Origin of the sequence: Ruminococcus sp. HUN007 (genome assembly GCF_000712055.1) — a bacterium.
Classification (GTDB): Bacteria; Bacillota; Clostridia; order Oscillospirales; family Ruminococcaceae; genus HUN007.
The window spans coordinates 100,277-124,465 of sequence record NZ_JOOA01000001.1 but is presented as its reverse complement, the minus strand read 5'-3'; the positions used below and the strand labels follow the sequence as shown (position 1 = coordinate 124,465).

The following is a 24,189-nucleotide window of genomic DNA, read 5'->3' as shown; positions in this document are numbered from 1 at the left end:
AATGAAATCATCAACAAGGACTATATTCAAATCAGGCAAAAATTTATTTGGTTTTTACAAAAAAATCAATTAGAGGTTATTCGCATAAAATACTATCGCTTATGCCTGACGATAGATTTTATGTACATTTTTACGGAGGTTTTTAAATGAACAAAATCGCGATCAAGGCAGCAGCTGTTTGTCTTTCACTTTCTATGTGTGCATCAGCTATGCTTCCAGCAGTTTCAAACGTTTTTGAAACATCAAACAGCACAGTAGTTTACGCTGCTGAATCAAAGGTAGGCAAGAATCTTATCGAAAATCCTGAATGTACATCAACAAAGGGATTCGGTCTTTATCTTGCAGGCGGTGCAGATGCTACTCTTTCTGCTAAGGACGGAGCACTCGACGTAAGCATCAGTGAAGTTGGTACACTTAACTACGGTGTACAGCTCAACTATCCTATCATTCCTCTTTACAAGAACGGTGTTTACAAGCTCAGCTTCGATATCAAGAGCGACGTTGAAAGATATACTGAAGCTATGATCCAGATGGACGGCGGCGACTACCGTTCATATGTATGGACTGACTGCAATGTTACAACAGAATGGCAGACAGTTGAAAAGAAGTTCACAATGGAAGAAGATTCAGATATTGCTGGTAAGCTCTGCTTCAACATGGGTAATCAGAAGAAGGATGCTGACAAGGATCTCGGCGCTCATCACTTCTATGTTGATAACGTAAAGGTTGAAGTAGTTGATGACAGTCAGGTTGACTATTCAACATTCACAGCTGAAGAAACACCTATCCTTACAAACCAGCTCGGATATCTCCCGAACGCAACAAAGATTGCAGTTCTCCGCGGCGAAAAGGCTGCTGACAAGTTCTCAGTAGTAAACGCAGATACAAAGAAAGAAGTTTATGTAAGCAATATTTCTGATGCTATCACAAACAAATCAGCTGATGAAACAAACTACTATGCTGACTTCTCAAAGGTTACAGAAGCAGGCAAGTACATCATCAAGTGGGGCGACAATGAATCATATCCTTTTGAAATCGGTGAAAAGGTTTATGATGACGTTCTCAAGGAATCAGTTTACTGGCTCTACACACAGAGATGCGGATGCGAAGTTAAGGGCGACGTTGTAAATCACAAGGCTTGCCACACAGATAAGGCAACTGTTTACAAGACAGACAAGAAGATCGACGTTTCAGGCGGCTGGCACGATGCCGGTGACTACGGCAGATACGTAGTTCCTGCTGCAAAGTCAGTAGCAGACCTTCTTCTCGCATACGATACAAACAAGGATCTCTTCGCTGACAATACAGGTATTCCTGAGAGCGGCAACGGCGTAGCTGATATCCTCGATGAAGCTCGTTATGAACTCGAATGGATGCTCAAGATGCAGGATACAGAAACAGGCGGTGCTTACCACAAGGTATCATGCGCTCAGTTCCCTGGATTTGTAATGCCTGAAAAAGAAACTGACGAACTCTTCGTAACTCCTGTTTCTTCAACAGCTACAGCAGACTTCTGTGCTGCAATGGCTATGGCATATACAAGCTACAAGAGCGTTGATGAAGCATTCGCTAACAAGTGCCTCGATGCAGCAAAGGCAGCATGGAAGTGGCTTGAAGCTAACCCTGATTATGTATTCATCGATCCTGTAAAGGATATCACTACTGGTGACTACGCTGACTTCAAGAAGAAGGACAAGGATGAAAGATACTGGGCAGCAGTTGAAATGCTCAAGGCTACAGGCGATACAAAGTTTGAAGAAACAATCAAGAGCATAGGTGCTCAGACAGGTCTCGGCTGGTCAGATATGGGTACTTACGGTTCTATCTCATACCTCTTAATGGATGAATCAAAGCAGAACGCTGAAATAAAGAGCATGGTTGAAAAGTCACTTCTCAGCCAGGCTGAAGATGCACTTGAAGCATCAAAGGCTAATCCTTACGGTGAAGCTCTTGAATCATACTTCTGGGGCTGCAACATGGATGTAGCTAATATGGGTATCCTCTTTACATATGCTGACAAGATCGATTCAACAAAGGGATTCAAGCAGGCTGCTGCTGAACAGATCAACTACCTCCTTGGTAAGAACCCTCTCGGTAACAGCTTTGTAACAGGCTTCGGTACTGTAGCTTCATCACATCCGCACCACAGACCATCTATCGCTCTTGAAAAGTGCGTTCCTGGTATGGTAGTCGGCGGTCCTGACTCAGCTCTTGAAGATAACAAGGCTAAGGCATACCTCAAGGATGCAGCTCCTGCAAAGTGCTACGTTGACGACGCAGACAGCTACTCAACAAACGAAGTAACTATCTACTGGAACTCACCATTCACAACACTTCTTACACAGGTTCTTTCAGCTGACAACGCTGCTGTTACTGAACCAACAGCAGAACCTACTACAGAACCAACAACAGAGCCAACAGCTGATCCAACTGCAACACCAACTACAGAACCTACAGAAGAACCAACTGATAAGCCAACAGTTGAACCTACAACAGAACCTACAGATAAGCCAACAACTGAACCAACAGTTATGAAGGGCGACATCGACGGCAACGGCGTAGTTGATATTACAGACGTTTCACTTCTTTCACTCTATCTCATCGGTGACAAGAAGCTCAGTGATACAGCTCTTAAGGCTGCTGACGTAGACGGAGACGGCGACGTTCGTCTTACAGACGCTGCAAGAATGCTCCAGTTCCTTTCAAAGAATATCACTTCTTTTGACTGATAACTGAATTGTTTAAATAATATATAATAACATGTGACCGGAAGGCTCAGGCTTTCCGGTCACTTTTTTTGCTTAACAGCGAATTTTATTGTGATGAGCTGAAACTGCGGTTTGTTAATTTATTCCTTTATATCTTTACTTTAATGTTTTTTTGAAGTATAATATATATAATTGTTTTGAATGAGGAGATAACTATGCTTTATATAATGAGACACGGAAGAACAGACTGGAACGATATGCACAAGCTTCAGGGCAGAACAGATATCCCGCTTAACAGTTCCGGCAGGGAAATGGCTGAGAAAGCTTGTGAGGAATATAAGGATGTTCCGCTTGATATATGTTTCTGTTCACCTCTTGTCCGTGCAAAGGAGACTGCTGAAATTGTTCTTAAAGGAAGAAATGTTCCGATAATAACTGATGACCGCCTTAAAGAAATGTGTTTCGGCGAATATGAAGGCGTTGAAAATTCGTTTTCAGATCCTTCTCTTCCTGTGAATGTCATTTTTAAGCATCCGGAAGAATACAAAGTTTCAGTCGGCGGTGCAGAAACCTTTGAAGAGTTATTTTCAAGGACAGGCGAATTCCTTGATGAGGTGGTAAAGCCATTAATGGAACAGAAAAAGAATGTTCTTATTGTAGGACATGGTGCTATGAACCTCAGTATAATCGGCAGGGTGAATGCTCTTCCGATAAAGGATTTCTGGACACCGGGAATCGAAAACTGCAAAATGATGAAGTTAAGTGATACATGGAAGTGAAAGTCTTATGATACATTACTATTACGGTGACGGAAAAGGGAAAACATCTTCTGCTGTCGGTGCGCTTATTCGTGCAGCAGGAAGCGGAATGAAATGTGCTATGGTTCAGTTTTTTCAAGAATGGTACCAGCAGTGAGATCGAAATTTTGAAGAAAACCGGCGCAGATGTGTATTTCTGTGATTTTCAGAATATGCGTTTCTTCAGTAAGATGAACGATGAAGAACGTGCCGCTGTTATCAGTTCGCATAATGAAAATCTGAAAAAAGTTCTGGCCTCAGATTATGATTTTATTGTACTTGATGAATTCGGTGACGCAGTCCTTAATAATGCTGTCGATGCCGGTCTTACTGATAAGATACTTTCACTTTCCGGCTGTGAGATCATTATTACCGGTCATACTCCCTGTGACAGGATACTCGGAGTGGCCGACTATATAACAGAGTTTAAATGTATCGCCCATCCGTATCAGAAGGGGATAAAAGCCCGGAAAGGTATTGAATTTTGAACAGTTTCATTTACCGCGGAACGAAGAAACTGCGCTGCGGTTATACGACCGGTTCATGTGCTGCAGGCGGTGCAAAAGCAGCAGCAGAAATGCTTGCCGGGGGAAAAACTGTTAGCCGGATCGAACTTATGACTCCTGCCGGGATCCCTCTTGTACTTAATGTTCTTGATGCTGAACTGACAAATGACTATGCTTCCTGCTGTATCCGCAAGGACAGCGGCGATGATCCCGATATAACAAACGGTATCTGTATTTACGCCAAAGTCAGAAAAATACATGAAGGCATTGTCATAACAGGAGGCGAGGGCATCGGAAAAGTTACAAAACCCGGACTGGATCAGCCTCCGGGTGAGTATGCCATAAACAGCACACCGCGTCGGATGATAAAGGAAGCACTTGAAGAAATCTCAGAAAAATTCGGTTATTCCGGTGGATTTCACGTTACTGTATATGCTCCGGAAGGAACCGAAACTGCTAAAAAGACCTATAATCCGCGAATGGGAATAACCGGAGGTATTTCGGTTATAGGAACGACTGGAATTGTCGAACCCATGAGCAGTACAGCTGTCATCGATACTATACGTGCTGAGGCGAATATTCACAGAATGTCCGGCGAGGATGATCTTCTGCTTACTGTCGGAAACTACAGTGATACTTTTATGCAGAACCATCTGCCTGAGCTTGCAGGAAAAGCCGTTATGTGCAGCAACTTTATCGGCGATGCTCTTGATATCGGCGTGGCACTCGGTTTTAAAAACATCCTGCTTGTCGGACATATTGGCAAGCTTGTCAAGCTCGGTTCCGGTATCATGAACACGCATTCATCCTATGCGGACGGAAGAATGGAGACCTTTATCGCCTGCGGTGCACTTGCCGGTGTTTCAAGAGATCTTCTTGTTTTACTTCCCGAATGCATTACTGCCGATGCTGCACTTGATATACTGGAAAAAGATCCTGCATACATGGATTGTCTTAATATACTCACAGAGCGTATTGAAAACTATATGAGCCTTCGTGTAAAAGATCAGGTCAGAACAGCTGCCGTTATCTTTTCTGATAAACATGATCTGATACTGAAAACATCGATTGCGGATGAGATCATTAATAAAATGCAGACTTAAACTTCGAATCAGCAGAAACCGCGGAAAACCTGATACCGACGGATCTGCTATCTGATTGGTCTGTTTGAAAGGGGGAAGAAAAATGATAAACTTTGTCGGGGCAGGATGTGGAGCACCTGATCTTATTACCGTTCGTGGTATGCGGCTGATAGAAAAGGCTGACGTTATCATTTATGCTGGTTCACTTGTTAATCCGGAACTGCTTGAATATGCACCGGAACACTGTGAAATACACAACAGCGCTGTTATGACTCTTGACGAAGTAATAAGAGTCATGGAATGCGCGGAAACTGAAAACAAAATGACAGTCCGCCTTCATACAGGCGATCCCTCCGTGTACGGAGCAATACGCGAACAGATGGACAAGCTGGATTTACTGGGTATCCCGTACAGGGTGTGTCCGGGTGTAAGTTCGTTCTGCGGTGCAGCTGCCGCACTGAACGCCGAATATACTCTGCCGGATGTTTCCCAGACGGTCATACTTACCCGTATGGCAGGACGTACACCTGTTCCGGAACGTGAACAGATCCGTTCTCTTGCTGCACATCATGCGACAATGGTAGTTTTCTTAAGTGCCGGAATGACGAAGAAGCTATCGGAAGAACTCATAGCAGGCGGATACGGACCGGATACTCCTGCAGCCATTGTGTACAAGGCAAGCTGGCCGGAGGAAAAGGTATGCCGATGCACTGTCGGTACACTTGAAGAAACAGCAAAGGCAAACGGAATAAGTAAAACCGCGCTTATTACAGTCGGAAATTTCCTTGGCGATGATTATTCACTTTCAAAACTCTATGATCCTGCGTTTGAAACGGAGTTCAGGAAAGCCAGTGAACACTGATTCCGGAAAGGTGAAGTGATGAAAAAGACAGCAGTAATATCCCTTACAGAACGCGGGCGGGCACTGTCGGCGTTTATAAAACAAACGACAGCAGATCATGAAATAACACGTTTCTGTTTCCGCCGGCATACTGATGACGATGCGTTTTCGTTTGATGATATGGCTTCCCTTACCGGTGAGCTTTTTAAAGATTATGACGTACTTGTTTTTGTATGTGCAGCCGGGATAGCCTTCCGCATGTGCGCTCCGTATCTTGTTTCCAAGCAGACCGATCCGGCAGTCATAGTTATCGGCGAACAGGGAACACATGTTATTCCCGTTCTTTCCGGACATATAGGCGGAGCCAATGCTTTTGCGGAACATATAGCAGAAAAGATCGGTGCGGAAGCAGTGATCACAACCGCCACGGATACAGGCGGACGATTTTCACCCGACAGCTTCGCTGCGGCGAATGATCTGATCATCACTGATTTTGATGCCGCTAAGAAAATCGCGGCTGCTGTGCTTGAGGGAAAGAAGATCGGATTTAAGTGTGATCATCCTTACGGCGTGATTCCTGATGATCTTGTGATATCAGATGATACGGAATACGGGATAATTGTCGGTGAATCTTCTGTTCCTTCTCCTTACAGCACAACTCTTTATCTTCCTCTGAAAAATATCGTTGTCGGTATCGGATGCAAAAAAGGAACTCCGGCAGAGAATATTTCCGAAGCGGTAAGCAGGGCATTTACCGAAAACGGAATATCTCCGGTAAGAATTTGCAAAGCGGCAAGCATTGATCTGAAAGCTGATGAAGCCGGACTGCTTGAATACTGTCATAAGACAGGCGTTCCGCTTGTTACATATTCTTCAGAAGAGCTTATAAAAGCGGAAGGCGATTTTACAGAATCTGAATTTGTACGCAGTGTTACCGGTACCGGTAACGTGTGTGAAAGAAGTGCTGTGCTTTGCAGCGGCGGGAAGCTCGTAATACGAAAGACGGCATTTAACGGCGTAACCGTAGCTGCTGCTGAGATGCCTGTCAGAATAGATTTTTCAAAGAAGGTGATTTAATGCTTTATGTTGTGGGATTCGGAAGCGGAGCCGGTGAATGCATGACCGGTGCTGCTGAGAATGCACTGAAGGAAAGTAATGTTATAATCGGATATACGACCTATACGGAACTTGTTAAACCATTTTTCCCTGACAAGGAGTATCTGGAAACAGGAATGAGGCAGGAAACCGACCGTGTACGTCTTGCTCTTGAGAGGTCGCTTACGGACAGGGTGGCTCTTGTGTGCAGCGGTGATCCTGAACTTTACGGAATGGCAGCGCTTTGCTACGAGTATCTTGATGAGTTTCCTGATGCGGAAATAAAAGTCGTTCCCGGTGTAACAGCAGCATTCAGCGGAGGTGCCGTTCTCGGTGCACCGCTTACCCACGACACTGCGATAATCAGTCTTTCTGATCTTCTGACACCAATGGAAAAGATAGAGCGAAGACTCCACTGTGCAGCTGAGGGTGACTTTGTTATCGTTCTTTACAATCCTTCATCAAGAAAAAGGGCAGATCATCTTAAAAAGGCATGTGATATTATTCTGAAATACCGTGATCCTGATACGGTATGCGGATATGTACAGAATATCGGAAGAGAAGGCGAGAACAGTCATATCTGTACGCTTGCTGAACTTCGTGAAGAATCTGTAGATATGTTTACGACGGTGTATATAGGCAATTCCGAAACAAGGATAATAGCCGGAAAAATGATCACGCCGCGCGGTTACAGGCGTTAAGTGCAAAGGAGATTTGAATTGAAAAAGGTATATGTTATCGGAACAGGAACAAACGGAACAGGTTCACTTACTGCTGATGCAGCAAAGGCAATAGAAGAAGCGGAACTTATCATTGGCGCGACACGTATGCTTAAGCCCTACACTGACAGCGGAAAACAGCTTGTGAATGAATATGATCCGGAAAGGACAGCAGATGCGATAAGGAACAGTTCTGCACAGACTGCAGCAGTTCTTTTTTCCGGTGATATCAGCTTTTTCAGCGGAGCAAAAAAACTGCTGCCGCTGATCGAAGATACAGAAACGGTTGTCCTTCCGGGTATTTCCTCTTTTGCGGCATTCTGTGTAAAATGCGGTATGTCATATGAAAAAATGAAGTTTATTTCACTTCACGGAAGTAACGCAAACATTGCTCTTGAAGTGCATATGAACAGGTACTGTTTCTTACTCCTCGATAATAAAAATACTGTATCTTCAGTGTGTACGAGACTGCTTAAATACGGCGACGGATTTCCGGAACTGCGCGTTTACGCCGGATCCGAACTTGGCTATGAAACTGAAAAGATCGTTTCCGGCAGAATACCGGATCTTATCGGATTTAAAAGTGAACCGCTTACTGTTATGATCACAGAAAATCCGGATTATCTTAAATATATTCCTTCTGCCATTTCTGATGATAGTTTTATTCGTACAAAAATTCCCATGACCAAGGCAGAAGTCCGCGGCTGCGTGACTGCGTCTTTGAATATTCCGCATGACGGTATCTGCTGGGATATAGGATGCGGAACCGGTTCAGTTTCCGTTGAAATGGCATACCGCTGTCCTGATGGTACGGTTTACTCATTTGATAAAAACGAAGAAGCTGTAATGCTTACCTGTGACAATACACGAAGATTTTTCTGTGACAACGTTAAAGTATATTCGGGAAACTGTCCGGATTGTCTTGAGGAAATGCCGGCGCCTGATGCGGTATTTATAGGCGGTTCAACCGGAAAGTTATCTGAAATAGTATCTCTGGTATACAGTAAGAATGATAAGGCATATATTACAGCAACTGCGGTTTCCGTCGAAACGCTGGCCGAAGCTACGGATGCTTTCAGAAAGGCCGGACGCGAGTGCAGTATTACTCAGATAGCCGTAACAAGAATGAAGAAAGTCGGCAGCTACACAATGCCGGATGCTATGAATCCGGTATGGATCATTTCCGGAGGAAAGAAATGCAGCGAGTGATGATCGCCGGTACCGGAAGCGGATGCGGCAAGACGACCGTTACCTGTGCGATCCTGTCGGCGCTTGCGCATAAAAACATAAAAGCATCGGCCTTCAAGTGCGGTCCGGATTATATTGATCCGATGTTCTACCGTGAGATACTTCACACTCCGTCGCGTAATCTCGACAGCTTTTTCTGTGGCCGTGATATGCTTCTTGAACTTTTTGATGAGGGAAGTAAGGATAGTGATATCTCTGTTATCGAAGGAGTAATGGGATTTTACGACGGAGATGAAGGTTCAGCTTATCGTGTCTCTGAGATCACGGAAACACCGGTCATACTGGTTTTAAACTGCCGCGGAATGAAGGAATCCATCGGTGCGGTCATGCAGGGGTTTCTGAAGTACATTACACCGAACCGTATTGCCGGATTTATTTTTAATAATCTTCCGGAAAGACTTGTCCCGTTTGCAAAGGAACTGTGTGACAGATTTCATACTGAGTATTTCGGCTTTCTTCCGGCACATAAGTACATACTGGAAAGCCGTCATCTCGGACTGGTAACTGCGTCGGAGATCGAAGATATCGGTGAAAAAACGGATGCACTCGGAAAACTTGCAGAAGAACATATTCTCATTGAAAAAATAATGGGTCTGAAGTGTGATCTACTGCCCGCATACCGGAAATATGAGTTCACTTCCTGCGGCAGGGGTGCTGTTATAGCCGTTTCACGAGACAGGGCTTTCTGTTTTCTGTACGAGGAGAATATAGAAGTTCTGAAAAAGCTCGGATGTACTGTCCGTTTCTTTTCACCGCTTGAAGATGAGCACCTTCCCGAGGCTGACGGTCTCATTCTCTGCGGCGGTTATCCGGAACTCTATGCCGAAAAGCTGGCGGATAACAGGACGATGCTCGATGATATCCGGAATGCAGTACTATCCGGTATGCCGGTGATCGCTGAATGCGGCGGATTTATGTATCTGCACGAGTATCTTCTGACTGATGACGGAAAAAAGATCCCGCTTGCCGGAGTTATCAAAGGTGAAGTATTTTCCGAAAAGCGCCTTAAACGTTTCGGATATATAACTATGAAAGCTCACTCCGACAGTCTGATAACCACACCCGGAGCAGAGATAAAAGCGCACGAATTTCACTACTGGGAAAGTACTGACCCTGGTTCGTCATTTACCGCAGTAAAACCCGACGGCCGTTCGTGGGAATGCTGCCACACAACTGCGACTATGTACGCCGGTTTCCCGCATCTGTATTTTCCGTCGGATATAAGTGTGGCGGAGCGGTTTGTGAAAGCGTGTAAATGAAGAGACATCTTGCTCCCTTAGAGTAGACAAATAAACATGTTTATGCTATAATATAACAAAATACTATTAAAGGTGGACTTTTGTGAAAAATAATCAAAACCATAATGAAACAAAATTAAAAATCACTGCATCCATATTTGCGGTATGTTTAGCTGCAGTTTCTTTAACAGCCTGTGGAGGAAGCGGAGAAAATAATACAGCTTCAAAAAATGATGAAAGTAATGTCGAAGAAACAACAGTGAATGAGATCGAGTCTGAATCTGCTGCGGAGAACTCTGAAAGCATCAGTACTGAGAAAGCAGCAACTGAAAGCTCTGATTCAAAATACAAGCCTGCTGATGAGATCATAAACGCAGATTTTCAATCAGGACTTATTCAGATAGGAAATGATATTTTCCATAATGGCGGTTTTTATACTGTAGACCAGTTTATTGCAGAATTTGGCGACAGGTATGATATGAGTTCATTAAACACAGACGATATGCTGAATAATGAACAGGACGTGACAAGTTTTGTTTCCAAAAATGATCCTGATATTACTATCTCAATTATATATCAAAATGCTGATCTTACGACAGGTGCCCGGAAAGATAGAATAGGCAATGCTGTTGTGCTCAGAGTTTTCCCATATGATTATGAGGTTGCAAAGTCAACCTGGTATCCAACAGGACTGAATAAAGTAAATATTGATATGACCTTGGCGGAAGCCGGAGAGTTTTTTGAATCGTTAGGCTTTATAAAACAGGAATCCATAACTCAAGGTGATGGTAAACGTCTGACAGAAGTATATTCAATATATAAAGGCAGGAATTGTCAGTTTCGTGTTATGTCAAAAGAAAATAATCTTTACGGTGATACTTCAAAATATACTTATGTTATCGGTGGACAAGACAACTCAATGGAGTGCGAACTGACAAATATTGAAGTATTAAATCAAGGTTATTACAAATCTGCTTTAGAAAGTGAGTAAAATAAAGGTCTCTGCACATTGCGTGCAGAGACCTTTTGGAAATTTAAAATCAGTGTTCTGTAGCAGCAGACGTATATAAGAGGCATATGAGAATAATATGGAAAGACTAAACAAAATAACATCATGGAGTGATTCAGCATTTATTGCTGCCAAAGAACGGTGGGACAGTATTGCAAAACCACTTGGCAGTTTTGGCGTCCTTGAAGATATGATAATGAAGATAGCGGCCATTCAGGGTACTGCGGATGTTGATATTTCAAAGAGAACTGCGGTGGTTTTCTGTGCGGATCATGGTGTAGTCGCTGAGGGAGTTACTCAGTGTGGAAGTGAAGTTACTGCAGTCTGTGCGAAGGCGATTGCTGAAGGAAAATCAAATGTAAATGCTGTTGCTGCGGCATTTGGTACTGACGTAAAAGCTGTGGATGTCGGTATGATCTCAGATGTGGATTCCGGTTCTCTTGTTAAGAGAAAGACATCTTACGGAACTAAGAATTTCACAAAAGAACCGGCCATGACAAAAGACGAAGTGACCGAAGCGATAGTCACAGGGATGGATATCGTCCGTGACCTTAAGGAGAGCGGAACAAAGATCATCGTTTCCGGTGAAATGGGTATCGGAAATACGACATCTGCTTCAGCGATAGCATCTGTTCTTCTCGGAGTTCTACCGGAAAAAGTGACCGGCAGGGGAGCAGGTCTTTCCGATGATGGACTGAAACGTAAAATTGATGCGATAAAACGAGGTATTGAGCTTCATAAACCTTCTGCAGACGATCCGATTCATCTGCTTCAGACTCTCGGCGGATTTGAAATAGCCGCAATGACAGGGCTTTTTCTCGGTGGTGCAGTTTATAAAATTCCGGTTGTTATTGACGGAGTGATATCTGCAGTCGCTGCAGCGGTAGCATTTAAAATGAAACCTATGTGTGCGGCGTACATGCTTCCGTCTCACTGTTCCGGCGAACCAGCCGCCAAAGGTCTCCTCGATATGCTTGGACTTCATCCGGTGATCGGCGCAGGTCTTCGCCTCGGTGAAGGCACAGGCGGCCTTCTCCTCCTTCCGCTTCTCGACGGTGCTCTTGCACTGTATCGGAATTCGCATACATTTGATGAGGAGAATATCGCAAAGTACGAGAAGTTGTCATGAAAATAATAGCAGCTTGTTAGTGCTGCTTCATTATTTTTAAACGGATCATTGTATTTAACAGGAGTTATTATGTGGAATATAAGCGAAGAAGTGAAGCGTGCAGCTGCTGTCCTGGATATTGATTTAACTGAACTTTCACGGGATGTATCATTAGAAATCATAAGAATTATAACAGAGAAGTACACCGCAGGAAATAGCTGCTTCCTATGGGATGACCTGACTGATTATGTGTATGTTAATAATTCAGATGCATGGAGCTGGATCAATGAATATATTGGAAATACCGAAACGGTAATGTTCTTTAACGAAAGTGATGAGAAAAAATCATTCCTGTTTAAAAACGGCGATGATTTAGTAGCTGTTTTAGGTGAGACATATGGATTTGAGTTTTATGTAACCAATAAAGAAAAATCTTATCTATTGGTTTTTAATCATCATGATATTTTGATGGCATGCGGCGATGCGAAAAACTGGCTGAATACAAAGAAGTGATTATTACGGACATGATTAGCGCGAAAAAAATACTTATAGAAAACAGGCTGTTGAGAAACAGTGAGGAAATCGAATTGTTCGAATGGTCTGTTTTCAAGAGCACGCCGAAGGCGTTCAATTTCTCCGTGTAAAATTATAAGGAGCAGGAATATGACCGAACAATTAAAACTGATTATTCAGTCAGTTAAAACAGAACTTGATAAAGATCCGAATGGTATTATTGCTGGAACAATAAATGAAGGAACTACGATTAAAGAGAAAAACTCTGATCCTGCTCTTCAAATATATTATGATTTTCTTAGCGAATGTAATGGTGCACGGTTTGGAGCTATAGATTTATTTGGAGCAGAAATACTTGAAAAATATCAGTTTATGGTTTCCGATATTCCTGGCGGTGACGAAAGATGGTTTTACATCGGTCAGATCCTTTATGAGCCAGTTCTGATCAATAAGAATGATTCAAAATTATATCTATATTATCGGGACAATGAAGATGCTGATCCGGTTGATTGTTTAGGATATCTGGACGATTTTTTGATGAATTATGTGTTCGGTGCAAAATATGCTGATATTATTCCGGATGCAGATAATGATGAGTGGTATCAGTTGTTAAAGAAATTAAATATAGTTGAATGTGGGTAGAGAAATGGGAAAATATTTGATAACTAAATTACATGAAGAATTTGCTAGTCTTTTAAAAGATCCGGAAGTGACAAAGGACTATTGCAGTTTCTATTCATCGGTAGTAAACTGGATAAAACAGAAGAAAAAATACTTTACTAAGGAAATTATGGAGAGGTGGAGATTAGATGTTCTGGTGAATTTAGATCCGAATGAATACATAGTAGATGAGCCGGATATTGATTTAAGTACAGAAGCATTGCGATTTGAGAAAATTCCACCAGACAAAATAGATACATTAGCTATGTTAATCGGAGATACGCTTTGGGATATGGTTACGATTTATTCTGAAAAAAGATTGTCCTGTATGTGATGACGGATTGAGATATATATTGGCGGAATTAAATTACGGTAAAAAAATTGTTTTAGAATGTGATACCTGCGGATGGTGTGAATATTTAGATGGAACCAAGTGGAATGAAGGAATAACAATAGGTATTCCGGCAAACATAAAGGATTTGATTGAATATGGTTTGATTTAATGGCGTTATATAACCGAAAAGTACAACAGCCGTCGAACGACGGTCTGTTTTCAAGAGCACGCCGAAGGCGTACCATCAGTCGGGAAATGGATGAATCGGAGCTGCGCCCCGATTCAATTGAAATCCACCGGTGCGGAATGTTCCATTCCGCGCGTGGCGGATAGTTCGGATTATTTCTGTGCTGCATCTGTATTATAGTAATTGAAAGGATTTATTATGGACTTCAAAGAAATTCAAAACATATTTAACAGTAAAAATAAATCCGATATCATTGATCTTTTAGGACATTTAGAGGATTGTTTTGAATCATATGCATCATTTGAAAATTTAGATATGGTTATCAGCTATCTGGAAGAAAAATTTAATGATGAAACGGATGATGATATCAGAGAGATGATTCTGGATGCAATACAGTTAGCAGTAACATATCAGTCAAATCTGAATCACGACTTTACTATTCTTATGGAAAATTATGAATCGCTTTCAGTTGAACTGGTGCTGGGGGTTATAGCTATATTCGGATGTACAGGTGATAAAAAGTATATACCTGTTTTGGAGAATATCTGTTTAAATGAAAATGAAGTTGTTGCAAATGAGGTACAGAATGTTATTAATGAATTGAAGTCAATTTGATTGTGTAATCAACAGCCGTCGAATGACTCAAAAGCACGCCGAAGGCGTACAATTTCGATGAACAGGAGTTGAAAAAATATGCGTTTATATATGCTGGAACCGGAAGTTGCAGGTGAAATTGGAGAAAACACTGTTTATGATTATAGATATTTAAGTTCTGATAAACAAATCTCTAAATTGCATTTCGAGTTTTTCGGATGGTTAGGAGATGACATTATTGAAAGCACTCCCTGTTTTTTGGTATCAGAAAAACTAAAGCAAAAGATTGAAGAAAGTGATCTTACCGGATATAAATTTCAAAATGCTGAAATCTCATTCAGTGATGAATTTAATGAGATATATCCCAATAGAAAAATACCTGTATTTTACAGATTGATACCGGAAGGAAAAGTCACTATAAAAGAAAATCATTTTACTGAATGGACAGGTGAAGATTTTTTAGTTTCTGAAAAATCGTACCTTGTTGTGACAGAAAAGGCTTATGATGTAATTAAAAAATTTAATATCAATAATTGTGATATTTACGTAATCGATAAACAGAAATAAGAAGTACCTATAGTAGGAATATAATGAAGATATAGGAGTAATGTTTCATGAGTGATAAGTTAAGCAGGGAAGAATTGATTAAATTAGTTTCTGATATAATTGAATGTAATGGCACAGAAAAGGAAATTGATGAAATGATGGAAGTTGTAGAGAAAAATGTTCCGGATCCTAATGTAAGTGATTTGATTTTCTGGAATGATGATAATTTAACTCCTGAGCAGATCATAGACAAGGCATTTGAATACAAACCAATTCAGTTATAAATATAAATTATTCGAGAATTACCAAGGAAGGTGTTTTTGATGAATAATAAAAGCGAAAGATTTTCTGAGAAAATTAATCTATCAGAGAAACTAAGCGACGATGTTTATATCAGAGCCAACAAAGAAGATGTGCTTAAAGCGATTTCAGAATTGAACGTACATCCATCAGAGGATTTTATTCAATTCTACACATTATTTGCCGGACCTTTCTGGGAAGAAAATATGGGTATAGAACTTCTTGATATTATTGATGATCATAATAATATTTGCTCATCAACTTATATATGCAGAAATGAATATGGCTTTGATGATAAATATCTTGTTCTTTCTGAGATGAATACCAGTGAAGTTATTGTGCTGGATAGTGAAACCGATAAAGTTTACAGAGTAAACTTCGAAGGTGGAGATGAACTTTTGAAAAGTGGTAATATGTCAGAAGAATGGAGCAGTTTTATCGCTTTTCTTAAAGAGTATTTTAACCTTTAAATGATGAATCGGAGCTGTATCCCGATTCAAGATAACAAGTGACAACAGCCGTCGAACGACGGTCTGTTTTCAAGAGCATGCCGAAGGCATACAATAAATCCCCCGATACGGAATGTTCCGTACACGGGGGATAGTTCGATTTTATGTGTTTTAATGGTAAAAAATCAATTCGTTTTAGGTTTAAAAAAGCTTTGAAAATCCCATAACCACTAAGTTTACTAAAGTTATCATAACTACAAGAATAGCAACATCAGCGCAGAATTTCAGGCCTTTGTTTGGAAGCAGCGTCTCTGTTCCTATCATATCACGAATAATTAAGCCAAGTATAGTTCCTGTAGTGCTGATGATGAAATTTTTCCACGGAAACTCATAAGTACCATTATCCACGTCATCAGCTAAATTTGAAATACTGTTTCTTAGCAGCATTCGGTTGTAGTATGATTGTTCTTTCTCTTTTGAATATTTCATATGTTGTTCCTCGCTTTTCTCACTTGTGAAAATATCTGCACTGATATCAAATGAAAAAAATGACATTAATCAGTGGCGATAGTTATTTTCAATTTAAATCTCTTATAAGTATAATAATATCACAATATCAGTCAAAAGTCCAGTGCGAACAGACGTTTTTTATTTCCTGTTGAAAGAATTTCAATCATATGTTATACTAATAGATATCATTAACGCAGAAAGATTCGGGGATTTATCTGCTGCTGCGTGTATTCAACCGATCTGAAAAGGGGCACATACAATGAATACTGAAAATTCAAAACGAAACACTGTCAGATGGAAGATCTGCTTTGTTCTTAATATTATCATAATTTTTTTTACCATAATCGGTATGTACTATATGTTTCTTACTGATAAGGATGGCGGTGCGCTTACTTCTAAAGGAATTTACAATCTGAAATACTTCACTGTAATTTCCAATATCTTTTGCGGAGGAGTAGCTGTCGCAAAGCTTGTAAGCGATATAAATGGTAAAGCGCTGCCACTGATATGGAAACTGTTGGCTGCCACGGAAGTGGGAGTGACATTTGCTGTTGTAGCCTTTTTTCTGCAGCCGGCATATCCTGATCTGGATATGTACAAAGGCGGAAACCTGTATTATCATCTTTTGGAACCGCTTGTGGCAATGACTGAGTTTGTTATACTTAAGACCATATCTGAACGTATTCCGTTCAAAAAGACATTTCTTGCTATGATCCCGACTGCGGTTTACGGATTGTTCTATACCGGAAATATAATTATAAACGGAAAAGGCGAATGGCCGGATACAAATGATTTTTACGGATTCCTTAACTGGGGATACGGCTTCGGAACGCTTATTTTTGCAGGAAATGTACTTGTTTCATGGATAACAGCACTGATCCTGCTTCATTTTGATAAATTAATAATTCTTAAAGTCCCCGGAAGCAGAGGCCGTAATATGTGAATACGGGAGAAGAAATATAAATTAAAGAAAAACTACTATTAACACTATGATGATACTGATTACCGGCGGTTCGAAATGCGGGAAGTCCCGTTATGCTGAATCGCTGTTTGATGAGTTTTCCGGCAGGAAATACTATATGGCAACCATGATGCCTTTCGGTGATGAGGCGCATGAGGCTATTGAAAGACACCGGAAAATGCGTGCTTCTAAAGGTTTTGAGACCATCGAGAAATATACTGATGTGGGAGAAGCCGACATCGAACCGGGAAGCGCTGTCTTACTCGAATGCCTTGGAAACCTTGTGGCAAATGAGATGTTCGGCGAAGGAAATTTTCCGGCGGACTGTAAAAATAAGATATTCTGTGATATAATAAAACTGAAGGACAAAACTTCACTTCTTGTTATAGTTACAAACGACGTCGGATCCGATTCGATTTTCTATGAATCCGGAACTGAAAAATACATTGAAGTACTGGGTAAACTCAATACTGAACTTGCTGATGCCGCCGATAAAGTCGTGGAATGTGTCTACGGGATTCCGGTCGTGCTGAAGGACGGTATTCATTCAGATGATTCTTTAAATGAATCGACTGGTACAGATGAGCATCAGACAGGATGTGATCACGGAAAGGGGGAGTGCGGATGATAAAGTCACTTCTTTCAGCTTTTCTCATGTATTCACGCATACCGATGATACAGGTTGAATGGAAGGAAGAGAACAGGCGGTACGCACTCGGATGGTTTCCGCTTATCGGTGCAGTCATCGGCGGAGTCCTCCTTGCCTGGAGATTGTTCTGCACTTATTTTTCCGTTTCACAGTTTCTTTTTGCAGCTGTCGCAGTGATTATTCCTGTACTTGTTACAGGCGGCATTCACATCGACGGATTCTGCGACGTTACCGATGCTCGTTCTTCATATGCTGAACGTGAAAAACGTCTCGAAATAATGTCCGATCCTCATATCGGATCGTTTGCAGTTATTCGTGTGTGCCTTTACCTTATACTTCAGACTGCTCTGTTTTCACAGATTGATGATGTTCGAAGCACTGCCGTGGTTTCATGCGGATACATACTGTCACGTTCTTTAAGCGGGCTTTCTGCAGTAACTTTCCGGTGTGCAAAAAAGGACGGCACACTTCAGGATTTCGTCAGACCGTCCTACCGTTCAGTGACGATAGCAATGATAACGGTATTCGGAGCATCTGCTTCTCTGCTGATGCTTTTTATAAATACAATACAGGGGTTAGCATCTTTTGCTGCCGCGCTGGTCTCATTCTGGTACTACAGAAAGACCGCATACAAAGAATTCGGCGGAACTACAGGAGACCTTTGCGGATGGTTCCTTCAGATTTGTGAATTATCCGTTCCGGCCGCAGCAGTTTTTGCCGGCATTATGATGGAGGTATTATTATGACACTCATTACAGGACCTGCTTTTCAGGGAAAACTTGAATATTCAAAAAAACACTGGCCTGAGAGCATTGAAAAATATTTTGACGGTGAAACATGTGACTACGCACTTGCAAAAGGTGCTGATGTCATCAACAACTATCATCACCTTATCAGAAGACTTCTTGACAAATCAATTGATCCGGTCGCTTACACAGACGAACTTATCAGGATCAATCCGTGCTGTGTGGTAATTATGAATGATATCGGATCAGGTGTTATACCGATAGAAAAGAAAGACCGTATCTGGCGTGAGGCTGTGGGAAGATGCGGCTGTCTTATAGCTGAAAATGCAGGCAGAGTGATCCGTGTTATGTGCGGCATTCCGACAGCAATAAAGGGAGATCTCCCGTGAAGATCACACTAATTCGTCACGGCATGACTCCGGGAAATCTTGAAAAGCGGTATATCGGCAGGACTGATGAAGCTCTTTGTCCGGAAGGGAGGACAAAGCTTGAAAAAATGAAAGTGCCGGAATCAGAGATCCTTGTAGTCAGTCCGATGAAACGATGTATTCAGACTGCTGAAATACTCTTTCCGGGTCAGTCTCCTGAGATATGCGAAGAAATGCGCGAATGTGATTTCGGAGATTTCGAAAACAGGACTTCGGAAGAACTGAGTAACGACAGGCATTATCAGGACTGGATCGACAGCAATGGTGAAATGCAGTTTCCGAACGGTGAACTGCCTGAGGATTTCCGTAACAGATGCTGCAAAGCGTTTGAAAGGATAACAAAGCAGTACAGCAACGCCAAAAGCATAGCTTTTGTTGTTCACGGCGGTACTATAATGGCGATTATGTCCAGGTTCTCTGAGCCGCATAAAGATTACTACAACTGGATGACCGGCAACGCTTCCGGATGGATATGCGAATTTGACGGTCGTGTACTGACAAAACCGGAGAAAATATGAAATTTGTTTTTGCCTCTCTTCCACTGATCACTGGATTTCTTCTTGACTGCCTTATAGGTGACCCGTATACTCTTCCTCATCCAGTCAGGCTGATAGGTAAGCTGATCGCCGGTATGGAAGGTTTTGTACGGAAAAAGTTTAATGATCTTTTTACGGGAGGAGTATTTCTAACGGTCACAGTTGTACTGATCACGGCTGTCGTTTCGGCAGCTGTTCTGTTTCTGGCGTACAGTATTCATCCGGCTGCTGGGATCATTACCGAAAGTATAATGATATTTTATCTGCTTGCGGCAAGAAATCTGCGTGATGAAAGCATGAAGGTTTTCCGTGCTGCGGAATCCGGTGATACAGAAGGCGCAAGAAAGGCGGTTTCGATGATCGTCGGACGTGATACTTCAAAACTTGACCGTGACGGCATTGTACGTGCTGCTGTCGAAACAGTTGCGGAGAACACTTCCGACGGAGTTACTGCACCTATGTTCTGGACAGCACTGTTCGGAGCGGCCGGAGGATTTGTCTACAAGGCGGTCAATACAATGGATTCCATGATCGGCTATAAAAATGAAAAGTATAAAGACCTCGGAAGATGCGCAGCGAAACTCGATGATGTACTTAATTACATTCCATCGCGTTTTACAGCTCTTCTGATGGTTTTGTCATGCCCGTTTATCAGACTTGACGGAAAAAACGCTTACCGTATCTGGAAACGTGACCGCAGAAAGCATGCAAGTCCCAACTCAGCACAGACAGAATCAGCGTGTGCGGGTGCACTTCATCTTCGCCTTGCCGGTGATGCATGGTATTTCGGTGAACTTCATAAAAAGGAATATATCGGTGATGACGACAGGGCGATAGAACCTGCTGATATAAGGGGCGCAAACAGGCTTATGTATGTTTCTTCGGTGTTTATGCTTGTCTTCTCGGTATTATTCCGTTATCTTATTCTATCAGGGTGGTTTCTATGAGAGTACATGGCGGTGACGTAACGGACAGATGCTCTTTTCTTGATTTTTCAGCTAATATTAATCCTCTCGGAATGCCGGAACAGGTACTTGCCGCTGCAGTATCAGGAGTTTCAGAATGTTACCGTTATCCGGATCCTTACTGCAGGAAACTCCGTGAAAAGCTTTCAGTTTACGAGAACATTTCCCCGGAAAATATAGTCTGCGGTAACGGTGCGGCAGATCTTGTTTTCCGGCTGGTCCATGCATTCAGACCGGAAAGGGCTGTGATATGTATCCCGTCCTTTTCCGAATACCGATATGCCCTTGAAGAAGTGAACTGTCAGATCAGTGAACATACGATCAGGCCGTCGGAAGACTTCATACTGAATGAAGGAATACTTGATCTTCTTAATAAAGATACGGATATGCTTTTTCTCTGTACACCGAACAACCCTACGGGGAAGCTTATCCCGCCGGATCTGCTTCGAAGGATCTCGGAGAAATGTCTTGAAAAGAATATTATTCTTATTTGTGATGAATGCTTTATGCCGTTTACGGGAGCCTTTTCTGATCACAGCCTCAGGAGCTGTTTTAATGAGAACTGTATTGTTTTAAAGGCTTTTACCAAACTTTTTGCCATGCCGGGACTGAGACTCGGCTATGCACTTTGCGGAAGTTCTGAAACTGCAGAAAAACTTCATGATTCCGGACAGTTCTGGAGCGTTTCTGTACCTGCTGAAAATGCAGGTGCGACAGCACTTGACGTAATAGGGTGGAAGGAGAAGACCGTTGAGCTTGTTTCAGAGGAACGCGGATATCTTATGAATGAGCTTCGCGGATGCGGTCTTGAAGTTACTGAGGGTTCGGCTAATTTTCTCCTTTTCAGAGCGCGGGACGATCTTGCTGATCTGCTTTTGGGAAAAGGAATAATGATACGTGAATGTTCGGATTTTGCAGGACTCGGAAAAGGATATTTCAGAACAGCAGTAAGGACACGAAAGGAAAATCTTATCCTCGTAAATGCTTTAAAGGAGGTTTTATCATGACCGGAGCAATAATGATTCAGGGAACGATGTCAGGCGCCGGAAAAAGCCTTCTCACAGCAGCACTCTGCCGTATATTCAGACAGGACGGCCACTCAGTCGCTCCTTTCAAGTCACAGAATATGGCGCTGAATTCGTACATTACTCCAGACGGACTTGAGATCGGAAGAGCGCAGGCTCTTCAGGCGGAAGCTGCCGGAATAGAACCGTCGGCACTTATGAATCCGGTTCTTCTCAAACCTACGACCGATGTCGGTTCCCAGGTCATAGTAAACGGAAAAGTACGCGGAAATATGCGTGCCAGAGAATACTTTTCAAGGAAAACTGAACTTATTCCGGACATACGCAGAGCCTATGAAATACTTTCTTCGCAGTACGACATCATTGTGGTGGAAGGAGCTGGAAGTCCGGTCGAACTCAATCTCAAAAAGGACGACATAGTCAATATGGGACTTGCGACGATGCTTGAAATCCCTGTTCTGCTTGTCGGAAACATTGACTGCGGCGGCGTGTTTGCACAGCTTTACGGGACATTTGCACTTCTGGAAAAGCACGAACAGGAACTGGTAAAAGGCCTAATAGTAAATCGCTTCCGCGGAGATATCAGTCTTTTTGATGACGGTATTTCAATTCTCGAAGAGAAATGCGGAAGACCGGTGATCGGTGTTGTACCGTTTGTAAAACACGATCTTGAAGATGAGGACAGCCTTTCATCGCGGCTTGAAAAAACCAGAAATTCAGGTGTTATTGACATTGCAGTGATCCGTCTCCCTAAAATATCGAATTTTTCCGATTTCGATGTTTTCAGTAAGTACGAGGGCGTTTCCGTACGGTATGTCACAAAGCCGGAAGAGCTTGGAGAACCGGATCTGCTCATTCTTCCGGGAACCAAGAGTACAATAGCTGATATGGAATGGATGAACAGAACAGGATTAAGCCAGGAAATCAAAGCACGGGCGAATTACAAGTTTCCTGTATTTGGAATATGTGGCGGGTTTCAGATGCTTGGTGAAACTGTTTCTGATCCTTACGGGACAGAGTGCGGTGGAACAGCAGAGGGTCTCGGTCTTCTTCCTTCGTGCAGGACAGTTTTTCATGAGGAGAAGACGCAGCTTCGTACGGAAGGAAGGTTCAGGGACGTTACCGGTTTCTTTTCATGCCTTAGCGGTGCATCATATTACGGCTATGAAGTCCATATGGGTAAAACAGAAGGAAGCAGTAAACCTCTTACAGATAGCGGCGGGTATTTTAACGGTAACACGGCTGGCTGCTATGTCCACGGGATATTCGACAGTTCAGAGGTTTCCGGAGCACTTGTTAAAGCTCTTTACGAAGCAAAGGGACTTAAGTATAACGGTGCAGTCAGTGACAGAAGGAAGCAGCGAGAAAAAGATCTCGATGAACTTGCTGATACTGTACGAAAGAGTCTTGATATGGATATGATTTATAAGATCATTCAGGAGGGCGTATGAACCTTGAATATGTACTTCCGGCTGATATTGAACGCCGGAGTTTTGAAATAATCGAGTCGGAACTGGAAACTGAGATACCTGAGTACATAAAACCTGTTGTAATGCGTGTTATCCATACAACTGCAGATTTTGATTATCTTGATAATCTGTATTTTTCAGAAGATGTGATGAATACTGCTATGAAAGCTATATCTCAAAAAGCCGTGTTTGTAACAGATACAAATATGGCGAAGTCAGGTATTAACAAGGCAGCACTTGCAAGGCACGGATGTACGTGCGAATGTTTCATGGCAGATCCCGATATTGCTGAAACTGCAAGGGTAAAAGGTACTACAAGAGCGGCAGCTTCCGTGGATAAAGCAGCGGAACTTGACAGACCGGTTATATTTGCTGCGGGGAACGCACCTACGGCTCTTGTCAGACTTTCAGAGCTTATTCGGTCCGGAAAATTCGTTCCTGAACTGGTTATCGGCGTTCCAGTTGGTTTTGTCAATGTAGTTCAGTCAAAGGAAATGCTCATTGAAACGGGAGTGCCGTGTATTGTGGCACGGGGAAGAAAAGGCGGCAGCAATGTGGCGGCGGCAATATGCAATGCTCTGCTTTATCTTGCTGACAAAAAACTGTAGGATTTGCCGAAATATCCGGCAACGGCTTGAATTTCACTAACGGTTGTGTTACAATTGTTTTTGGTAAAATTGAATATAAAGTATGCGGTGCCTCTGTTCATGTTTCATAGAAACAGAGGGTAAAAGGGAAGCAGGTCAGAATCCTGCACGATCCCGTCACTGTATTTGCGGAGCGGTATGCTGTTATATTATGTAGTCACTGGGAAACCGGGAAGGCGGGCATATCGTTAAGATGCATGAGTCAGGAAACCTGCCGTATGCTGGTACAGAGCTTTTAGCTCAGATCACGAGGAACTGATCGTACTGCTGCAGACTCTCCGTTATGGCAGGGTCTGTCTGTGATGCTTTCCTCCGTCCG

At 42.4% G+C, this 24,189-nt stretch carries 30 protein-coding genes and 1 riboswitch; of the genes, 29 read left to right on the top strand and 1 reads right to left on the bottom strand.

Translation table 11 applies throughout. From position 1 onward, the window contains the following. The first annotated feature begins 146 nt into the window (after positions 1–146). From CC97_RS00505 to CC97_RS00415, 20 genes are all read left to right on the top strand, one after another. Positions 147–2,729: a glycoside hydrolase family 9 protein gene (locus CC97_RS00505; RefSeq protein ID WP_049962577.1), complete on the top strand. Its 2,583-nt coding sequence runs from the start codon at positions 147–149 to the stop codon at positions 2,727–2,729. Positions 2,730–2,923: 194 nt separating this feature from the next. Beyond that, the gene (locus tag CC97_RS00495) at positions 2,924–3,487 is read left to right on the top strand and encodes a histidine phosphatase family protein (RefSeq protein ID WP_044973150.1); all 564 of its coding nucleotides are present in this window, start codon (positions 2,924–2,926) and stop codon (positions 3,485–3,487) included. Between the two features lie 7 nt (positions 3,488–3,494). Then, on the top strand, positions 3,495–3,623 hold the full coding sequence (locus CC97_RS19370) for a cob(I)yrinic acid a,c-diamide adenosyltransferase (RefSeq protein ID WP_081849916.1): 129 nt from the start codon (positions 3,495–3,497) through the stop codon (positions 3,621–3,623). A gap of 10 nt (positions 3,624–3,633) precedes the next feature. After that, positions 3,634–3,993 carry a cob(I)yrinic acid a,c-diamide adenosyltransferase gene (locus CC97_RS18350; RefSeq protein ID WP_049962576.1) on the top strand — a complete coding sequence of 120 codons (360 nt, stop codon included), beginning with the start codon at positions 3,634–3,636 and terminating at the stop codon, positions 3,991–3,993. Further along, positions 3,990–5,114, top strand: coding sequence for a cobalt-precorrin-5B (C(1))-methyltransferase CbiD (gene cbiD, locus CC97_RS00485; RefSeq protein WP_242848081.1), 1,125 nt, complete (start codon positions 3,990–3,992; stop codon positions 5,112–5,114). The genes CC97_RS18350 and cbiD overlap by 4 nt, the downstream gene beginning before the upstream one ends. Before the next feature lie 82 nt (positions 5,115–5,196). After that, positions 5,197–5,955, top strand: coding sequence for a precorrin-4 C(11)-methyltransferase (gene cobM / locus CC97_RS00480; protein WP_044973146.1), 759 nt, complete (start codon positions 5,197–5,199; stop codon positions 5,953–5,955). An 18-nt stretch (positions 5,956–5,973) separates the two neighbouring features. Then, on the top strand, positions 5,974–7,011 hold the full coding sequence (locus tag CC97_RS00475; protein ID WP_044973144.1) for a cobalt-precorrin 5A hydrolase: 1,038 nt from the start codon (positions 5,974–5,976) through the stop codon (positions 7,009–7,011). Then, positions 7,011–7,730 (top strand): precorrin-3B C(17)-methyltransferase, encoded by a 720-nt coding sequence (gene cobJ / locus CC97_RS00470; protein ID WP_044973142.1) that lies wholly within the window; start codon positions 7,011–7,013, stop codon positions 7,728–7,730. The genes CC97_RS00475 and cobJ overlap by 1 nt, the downstream gene beginning before the upstream one ends. Before the next feature lie 18 nt (positions 7,731–7,748). Beyond that, entirely contained in the window at positions 7,749–8,957 is a 1,209-nt protein-coding gene (gene cbiT / locus CC97_RS00465; RefSeq protein WP_044973140.1) for a precorrin-6Y C5,15-methyltransferase (decarboxylating) subunit CbiT, read from the top strand. Beyond that, entirely contained in the window at positions 8,945–10,255 is a 1,311-nt protein-coding gene (locus CC97_RS00460) for a cobyrinate a,c-diamide synthase (RefSeq protein ID WP_049962575.1), read from the top strand. The genes cbiT and CC97_RS00460 overlap by 13 nt, the downstream gene beginning before the upstream one ends. 82 nt (positions 10,256–10,337) lie before the next feature. Then, complete coding sequence (locus CC97_RS00455; RefSeq protein ID WP_044973136.1) at positions 10,338–11,225, top strand: hypothetical protein; 888 nt, start codon at positions 10,338–10,340, stop codon at positions 11,223–11,225. Between the two features lie 97 nt (positions 11,226–11,322). After that, positions 11,323–12,372, top strand: a complete 1,050-nt coding sequence (gene cobT, locus CC97_RS00450) for a nicotinate-nucleotide--dimethylbenzimidazole phosphoribosyltransferase (RefSeq protein ID WP_044973134.1) — start codon at positions 11,323–11,325, stop codon at positions 12,370–12,372. Between the two features lie 69 nt (positions 12,373–12,441). Then, positions 12,442–12,864: a DUF6756 family protein gene (locus CC97_RS00445; RefSeq protein WP_044973133.1), complete on the top strand. Its 423-nt coding sequence runs from the start codon at positions 12,442–12,444 to the stop codon at positions 12,862–12,864. Between the two features lie 150 nt (positions 12,865–13,014). Next, entirely contained in the window at positions 13,015–13,506 is a 492-nt protein-coding gene (locus tag CC97_RS00440; RefSeq protein WP_044973131.1) for a hypothetical protein, read from the top strand. A 4-nt stretch (positions 13,507–13,510) separates the two neighbouring features. After that, complete coding sequence (locus tag CC97_RS00435) at positions 13,511–13,858, top strand: hypothetical protein (RefSeq protein WP_044973128.1); 348 nt, start codon at positions 13,511–13,513, stop codon at positions 13,856–13,858. A gap of 19 nt (positions 13,859–13,877) precedes the next feature. Continuing rightward, positions 13,878–14,027 carry a hypothetical protein gene (locus tag CC97_RS19885; protein ID WP_156036720.1) on the top strand — a complete coding sequence of 50 codons (150 nt, stop codon included), beginning with the start codon at positions 13,878–13,880 and terminating at the stop codon, positions 14,025–14,027. Between the two features lie 216 nt (positions 14,028–14,243). Further along, positions 14,244–14,660, top strand: coding sequence for a hypothetical protein (locus tag CC97_RS00430; protein WP_044973126.1), 417 nt, complete (start codon positions 14,244–14,246; stop codon positions 14,658–14,660). A 78-nt stretch (positions 14,661–14,738) separates the two neighbouring features. Then, positions 14,739–15,206, top strand: a complete 468-nt coding sequence (locus CC97_RS00425) for a hypothetical protein (protein WP_044973124.1) — start codon at positions 14,739–14,741, stop codon at positions 15,204–15,206. A 47-nt stretch (positions 15,207–15,253) separates the two neighbouring features. Beyond that, positions 15,254–15,469 carry a bacteriocin immunity protein gene (locus tag CC97_RS00420; RefSeq protein WP_044973122.1) on the top strand — a complete coding sequence of 72 codons (216 nt, stop codon included), beginning with the start codon at positions 15,254–15,256 and terminating at the stop codon, positions 15,467–15,469. A gap of 39 nt (positions 15,470–15,508) precedes the next feature. Further along, complete coding sequence (locus CC97_RS00415) at positions 15,509–15,955, top strand: SMI1/KNR4 family protein (RefSeq protein WP_044973120.1); 447 nt, start codon at positions 15,509–15,511, stop codon at positions 15,953–15,955. A 180-nt stretch (positions 15,956–16,135) separates the two neighbouring features. On the opposite strand, the gene CC97_RS00410 is transcribed toward CC97_RS00415, so the two are convergent. Beyond that, positions 16,136–16,423 carry a hypothetical protein gene (locus tag CC97_RS00410; RefSeq protein WP_156036719.1) on the bottom strand — a complete coding sequence of 96 codons (288 nt, stop codon included), beginning with the start codon at positions 16,421–16,423 and terminating at the stop codon, positions 16,136–16,138. Positions 16,424–16,703: 280 nt separating this feature from the next. On the opposite strand from CC97_RS00410, the gene CC97_RS00405 reads away from it, so the two are divergent. The 9 genes from CC97_RS00405 to CC97_RS00365 are packed head-to-tail and all read left to right on the top strand — an operon-like array spanning position 16,704 to position 23,831. After that, positions 16,704–17,387: a hypothetical protein gene (locus CC97_RS00405; RefSeq protein ID WP_044973117.1), complete on the top strand. Its 684-nt coding sequence runs from the start codon at positions 16,704–16,706 to the stop codon at positions 17,385–17,387. Between the two features lie 46 nt (positions 17,388–17,433). Next, positions 17,434–18,033, top strand: coding sequence for a bifunctional adenosylcobinamide kinase/adenosylcobinamide-phosphate guanylyltransferase (locus CC97_RS00400; RefSeq protein ID WP_044973116.1), 600 nt, complete (start codon positions 17,434–17,436; stop codon positions 18,031–18,033). Then, entirely contained in the window at positions 18,030–18,800 is a 771-nt protein-coding gene (gene cobS / locus CC97_RS00395; protein ID WP_049962574.1) for an adenosylcobinamide-GDP ribazoletransferase, read from the top strand. Before CC97_RS00400 ends, cobS begins: the two co-directional genes overlap by 4 nt. Beyond that, positions 18,797–19,189 (top strand): bifunctional adenosylcobinamide kinase/adenosylcobinamide-phosphate guanylyltransferase, encoded by a 393-nt coding sequence (locus CC97_RS00390; RefSeq protein WP_044973112.1) that lies wholly within the window; start codon positions 18,797–18,799, stop codon positions 19,187–19,189. Before cobS ends, CC97_RS00390 begins: the two co-directional genes overlap by 4 nt. Then, positions 19,186–19,746, top strand: a complete 561-nt coding sequence (locus CC97_RS00385; RefSeq protein WP_049962573.1) for a histidine phosphatase family protein — start codon at positions 19,186–19,188, stop codon at positions 19,744–19,746. The genes CC97_RS00390 and CC97_RS00385 overlap by 4 nt, the downstream gene beginning before the upstream one ends. Continuing rightward, positions 19,743–20,711 (top strand): adenosylcobinamide-phosphate synthase CbiB, encoded by a 969-nt coding sequence (gene cbiB / locus CC97_RS00380; RefSeq protein ID WP_044973110.1) that lies wholly within the window; start codon positions 19,743–19,745, stop codon positions 20,709–20,711. Before CC97_RS00385 ends, cbiB begins: the two co-directional genes overlap by 4 nt. Continuing rightward, a complete protein-coding gene (locus tag CC97_RS00375) occupies positions 20,708–21,736 on the top strand; it encodes a histidinol-phosphate transaminase (protein WP_044973108.1) in 1,029 nt (342 codons plus the stop codon). Before cbiB ends, CC97_RS00375 begins: the two co-directional genes overlap by 4 nt. Further along, positions 21,733–23,205, top strand: coding sequence for a cobyric acid synthase (locus CC97_RS00370; protein WP_044973107.1), 1,473 nt, complete (start codon positions 21,733–21,735; stop codon positions 23,203–23,205). The genes CC97_RS00375 and CC97_RS00370 overlap by 4 nt, the downstream gene beginning before the upstream one ends. Then, positions 23,202–23,831: a precorrin-8X methylmutase gene (locus CC97_RS00365; protein WP_044973105.1), complete on the top strand. Its 630-nt coding sequence runs from the start codon at positions 23,202–23,204 to the stop codon at positions 23,829–23,831. Before CC97_RS00370 ends, CC97_RS00365 begins: the two co-directional genes overlap by 4 nt. Before the next feature lie 68 nt (positions 23,832–23,899). Further along, a riboswitch (cobalamin riboswitch) is annotated at positions 23,900–24,104 on the top strand. The last annotated feature ends 85 nt before the right edge of the window (positions 24,105–24,189 follow it).

What these genes read in the sequence shown, in the direction of transcription:
- CC97_RS00505 (WP_049962577.1), top strand. Translation starts at nt 147, where the DNA reads ATGAACAAAATCGCGATCAAGGCAGCAGCTGTTTGTCTTTCACTTTCT.
- CC97_RS00495 (WP_044973150.1), top strand. Translation starts at nt 2,924, where the DNA reads ATGCTTTATATAATGAGACACGGAAGAACAGACTGGAACGATATGCAC.
- CC97_RS19370 (WP_081849916.1), top strand. Translation starts at nt 3,495, where the DNA reads ATGATACATTACTATTACGGTGACGGAAAAGGGAAAACATCTTCTGCT.
- cobM (WP_044973146.1), top strand. Translation starts at nt 5,197, where the DNA reads ATGATAAACTTTGTCGGGGCAGGATGTGGAGCACCTGATCTTATTACC.
- CC97_RS00475 (WP_044973144.1), top strand. Translation starts at nt 5,974, where the DNA reads ATGAAAAAGACAGCAGTAATATCCCTTACAGAACGCGGGCGGGCACTG.
- cobJ (WP_044973142.1), top strand. Translation starts at nt 7,011, where the DNA reads ATGCTTTATGTTGTGGGATTCGGAAGCGGAGCCGGTGAATGCATGACC.
- CC97_RS00460 (WP_049962575.1), top strand. Translation starts at nt 8,945, where the DNA reads ATGCAGCGAGTGATGATCGCCGGTACCGGAAGCGGATGCGGCAAGACG.
- cobT (WP_044973134.1), top strand. Translation starts at nt 11,323, where the DNA reads ATGGAAAGACTAAACAAAATAACATCATGGAGTGATTCAGCATTTATT.
- CC97_RS00445 (WP_044973133.1), top strand. Translation starts at nt 12,442, where the DNA reads ATGTGGAATATAAGCGAAGAAGTGAAGCGTGCAGCTGCTGTCCTGGAT.
- CC97_RS00440 (WP_044973131.1), top strand. Translation starts at nt 13,015, where the DNA reads ATGACCGAACAATTAAAACTGATTATTCAGTCAGTTAAAACAGAACTT.
- CC97_RS00435 (WP_044973128.1), top strand. Translation starts at nt 13,511, where the DNA reads ATGGGAAAATATTTGATAACTAAATTACATGAAGAATTTGCTAGTCTT.
- CC97_RS00430 (WP_044973126.1), top strand. Translation starts at nt 14,244, where the DNA reads ATGGACTTCAAAGAAATTCAAAACATATTTAACAGTAAAAATAAATCC.
- CC97_RS00425 (WP_044973124.1), top strand. Translation starts at nt 14,739, where the DNA reads ATGCGTTTATATATGCTGGAACCGGAAGTTGCAGGTGAAATTGGAGAA.
- CC97_RS00420 (WP_044973122.1), top strand. Translation starts at nt 15,254, where the DNA reads ATGAGTGATAAGTTAAGCAGGGAAGAATTGATTAAATTAGTTTCTGAT.
- CC97_RS00415 (WP_044973120.1), top strand. Translation starts at nt 15,509, where the DNA reads ATGAATAATAAAAGCGAAAGATTTTCTGAGAAAATTAATCTATCAGAG.
- CC97_RS00410 (WP_156036719.1), bottom strand. Translation starts at nt 16,423, where the DNA reads ATGAAATATTCAAAAGAGAAAGAACAATCATACTACAACCGAATGCTG.
- CC97_RS00405 (WP_044973117.1), top strand. Translation starts at nt 16,704, where the DNA reads ATGAATACTGAAAATTCAAAACGAAACACTGTCAGATGGAAGATCTGC.
- CC97_RS00400 (WP_044973116.1), top strand. Translation starts at nt 17,434, where the DNA reads ATGATGATACTGATTACCGGCGGTTCGAAATGCGGGAAGTCCCGTTAT.
- cobS (WP_049962574.1), top strand. Translation starts at nt 18,030, where the DNA reads ATGATAAAGTCACTTCTTTCAGCTTTTCTCATGTATTCACGCATACCG.
- CC97_RS00390 (WP_044973112.1), top strand. Translation starts at nt 18,797, where the DNA reads ATGACACTCATTACAGGACCTGCTTTTCAGGGAAAACTTGAATATTCA.
- cbiB (WP_044973110.1), top strand. Translation starts at nt 19,743, where the DNA reads ATGAAATTTGTTTTTGCCTCTCTTCCACTGATCACTGGATTTCTTCTT.
- CC97_RS00375 (WP_044973108.1), top strand. Translation starts at nt 20,708, where the DNA reads ATGAGAGTACATGGCGGTGACGTAACGGACAGATGCTCTTTTCTTGAT.
- CC97_RS00370 (WP_044973107.1), top strand. Translation starts at nt 21,733, where the DNA reads ATGACCGGAGCAATAATGATTCAGGGAACGATGTCAGGCGCCGGAAAA.
- CC97_RS00365 (WP_044973105.1), top strand. Translation starts at nt 23,202, where the DNA reads ATGAACCTTGAATATGTACTTCCGGCTGATATTGAACGCCGGAGTTTT.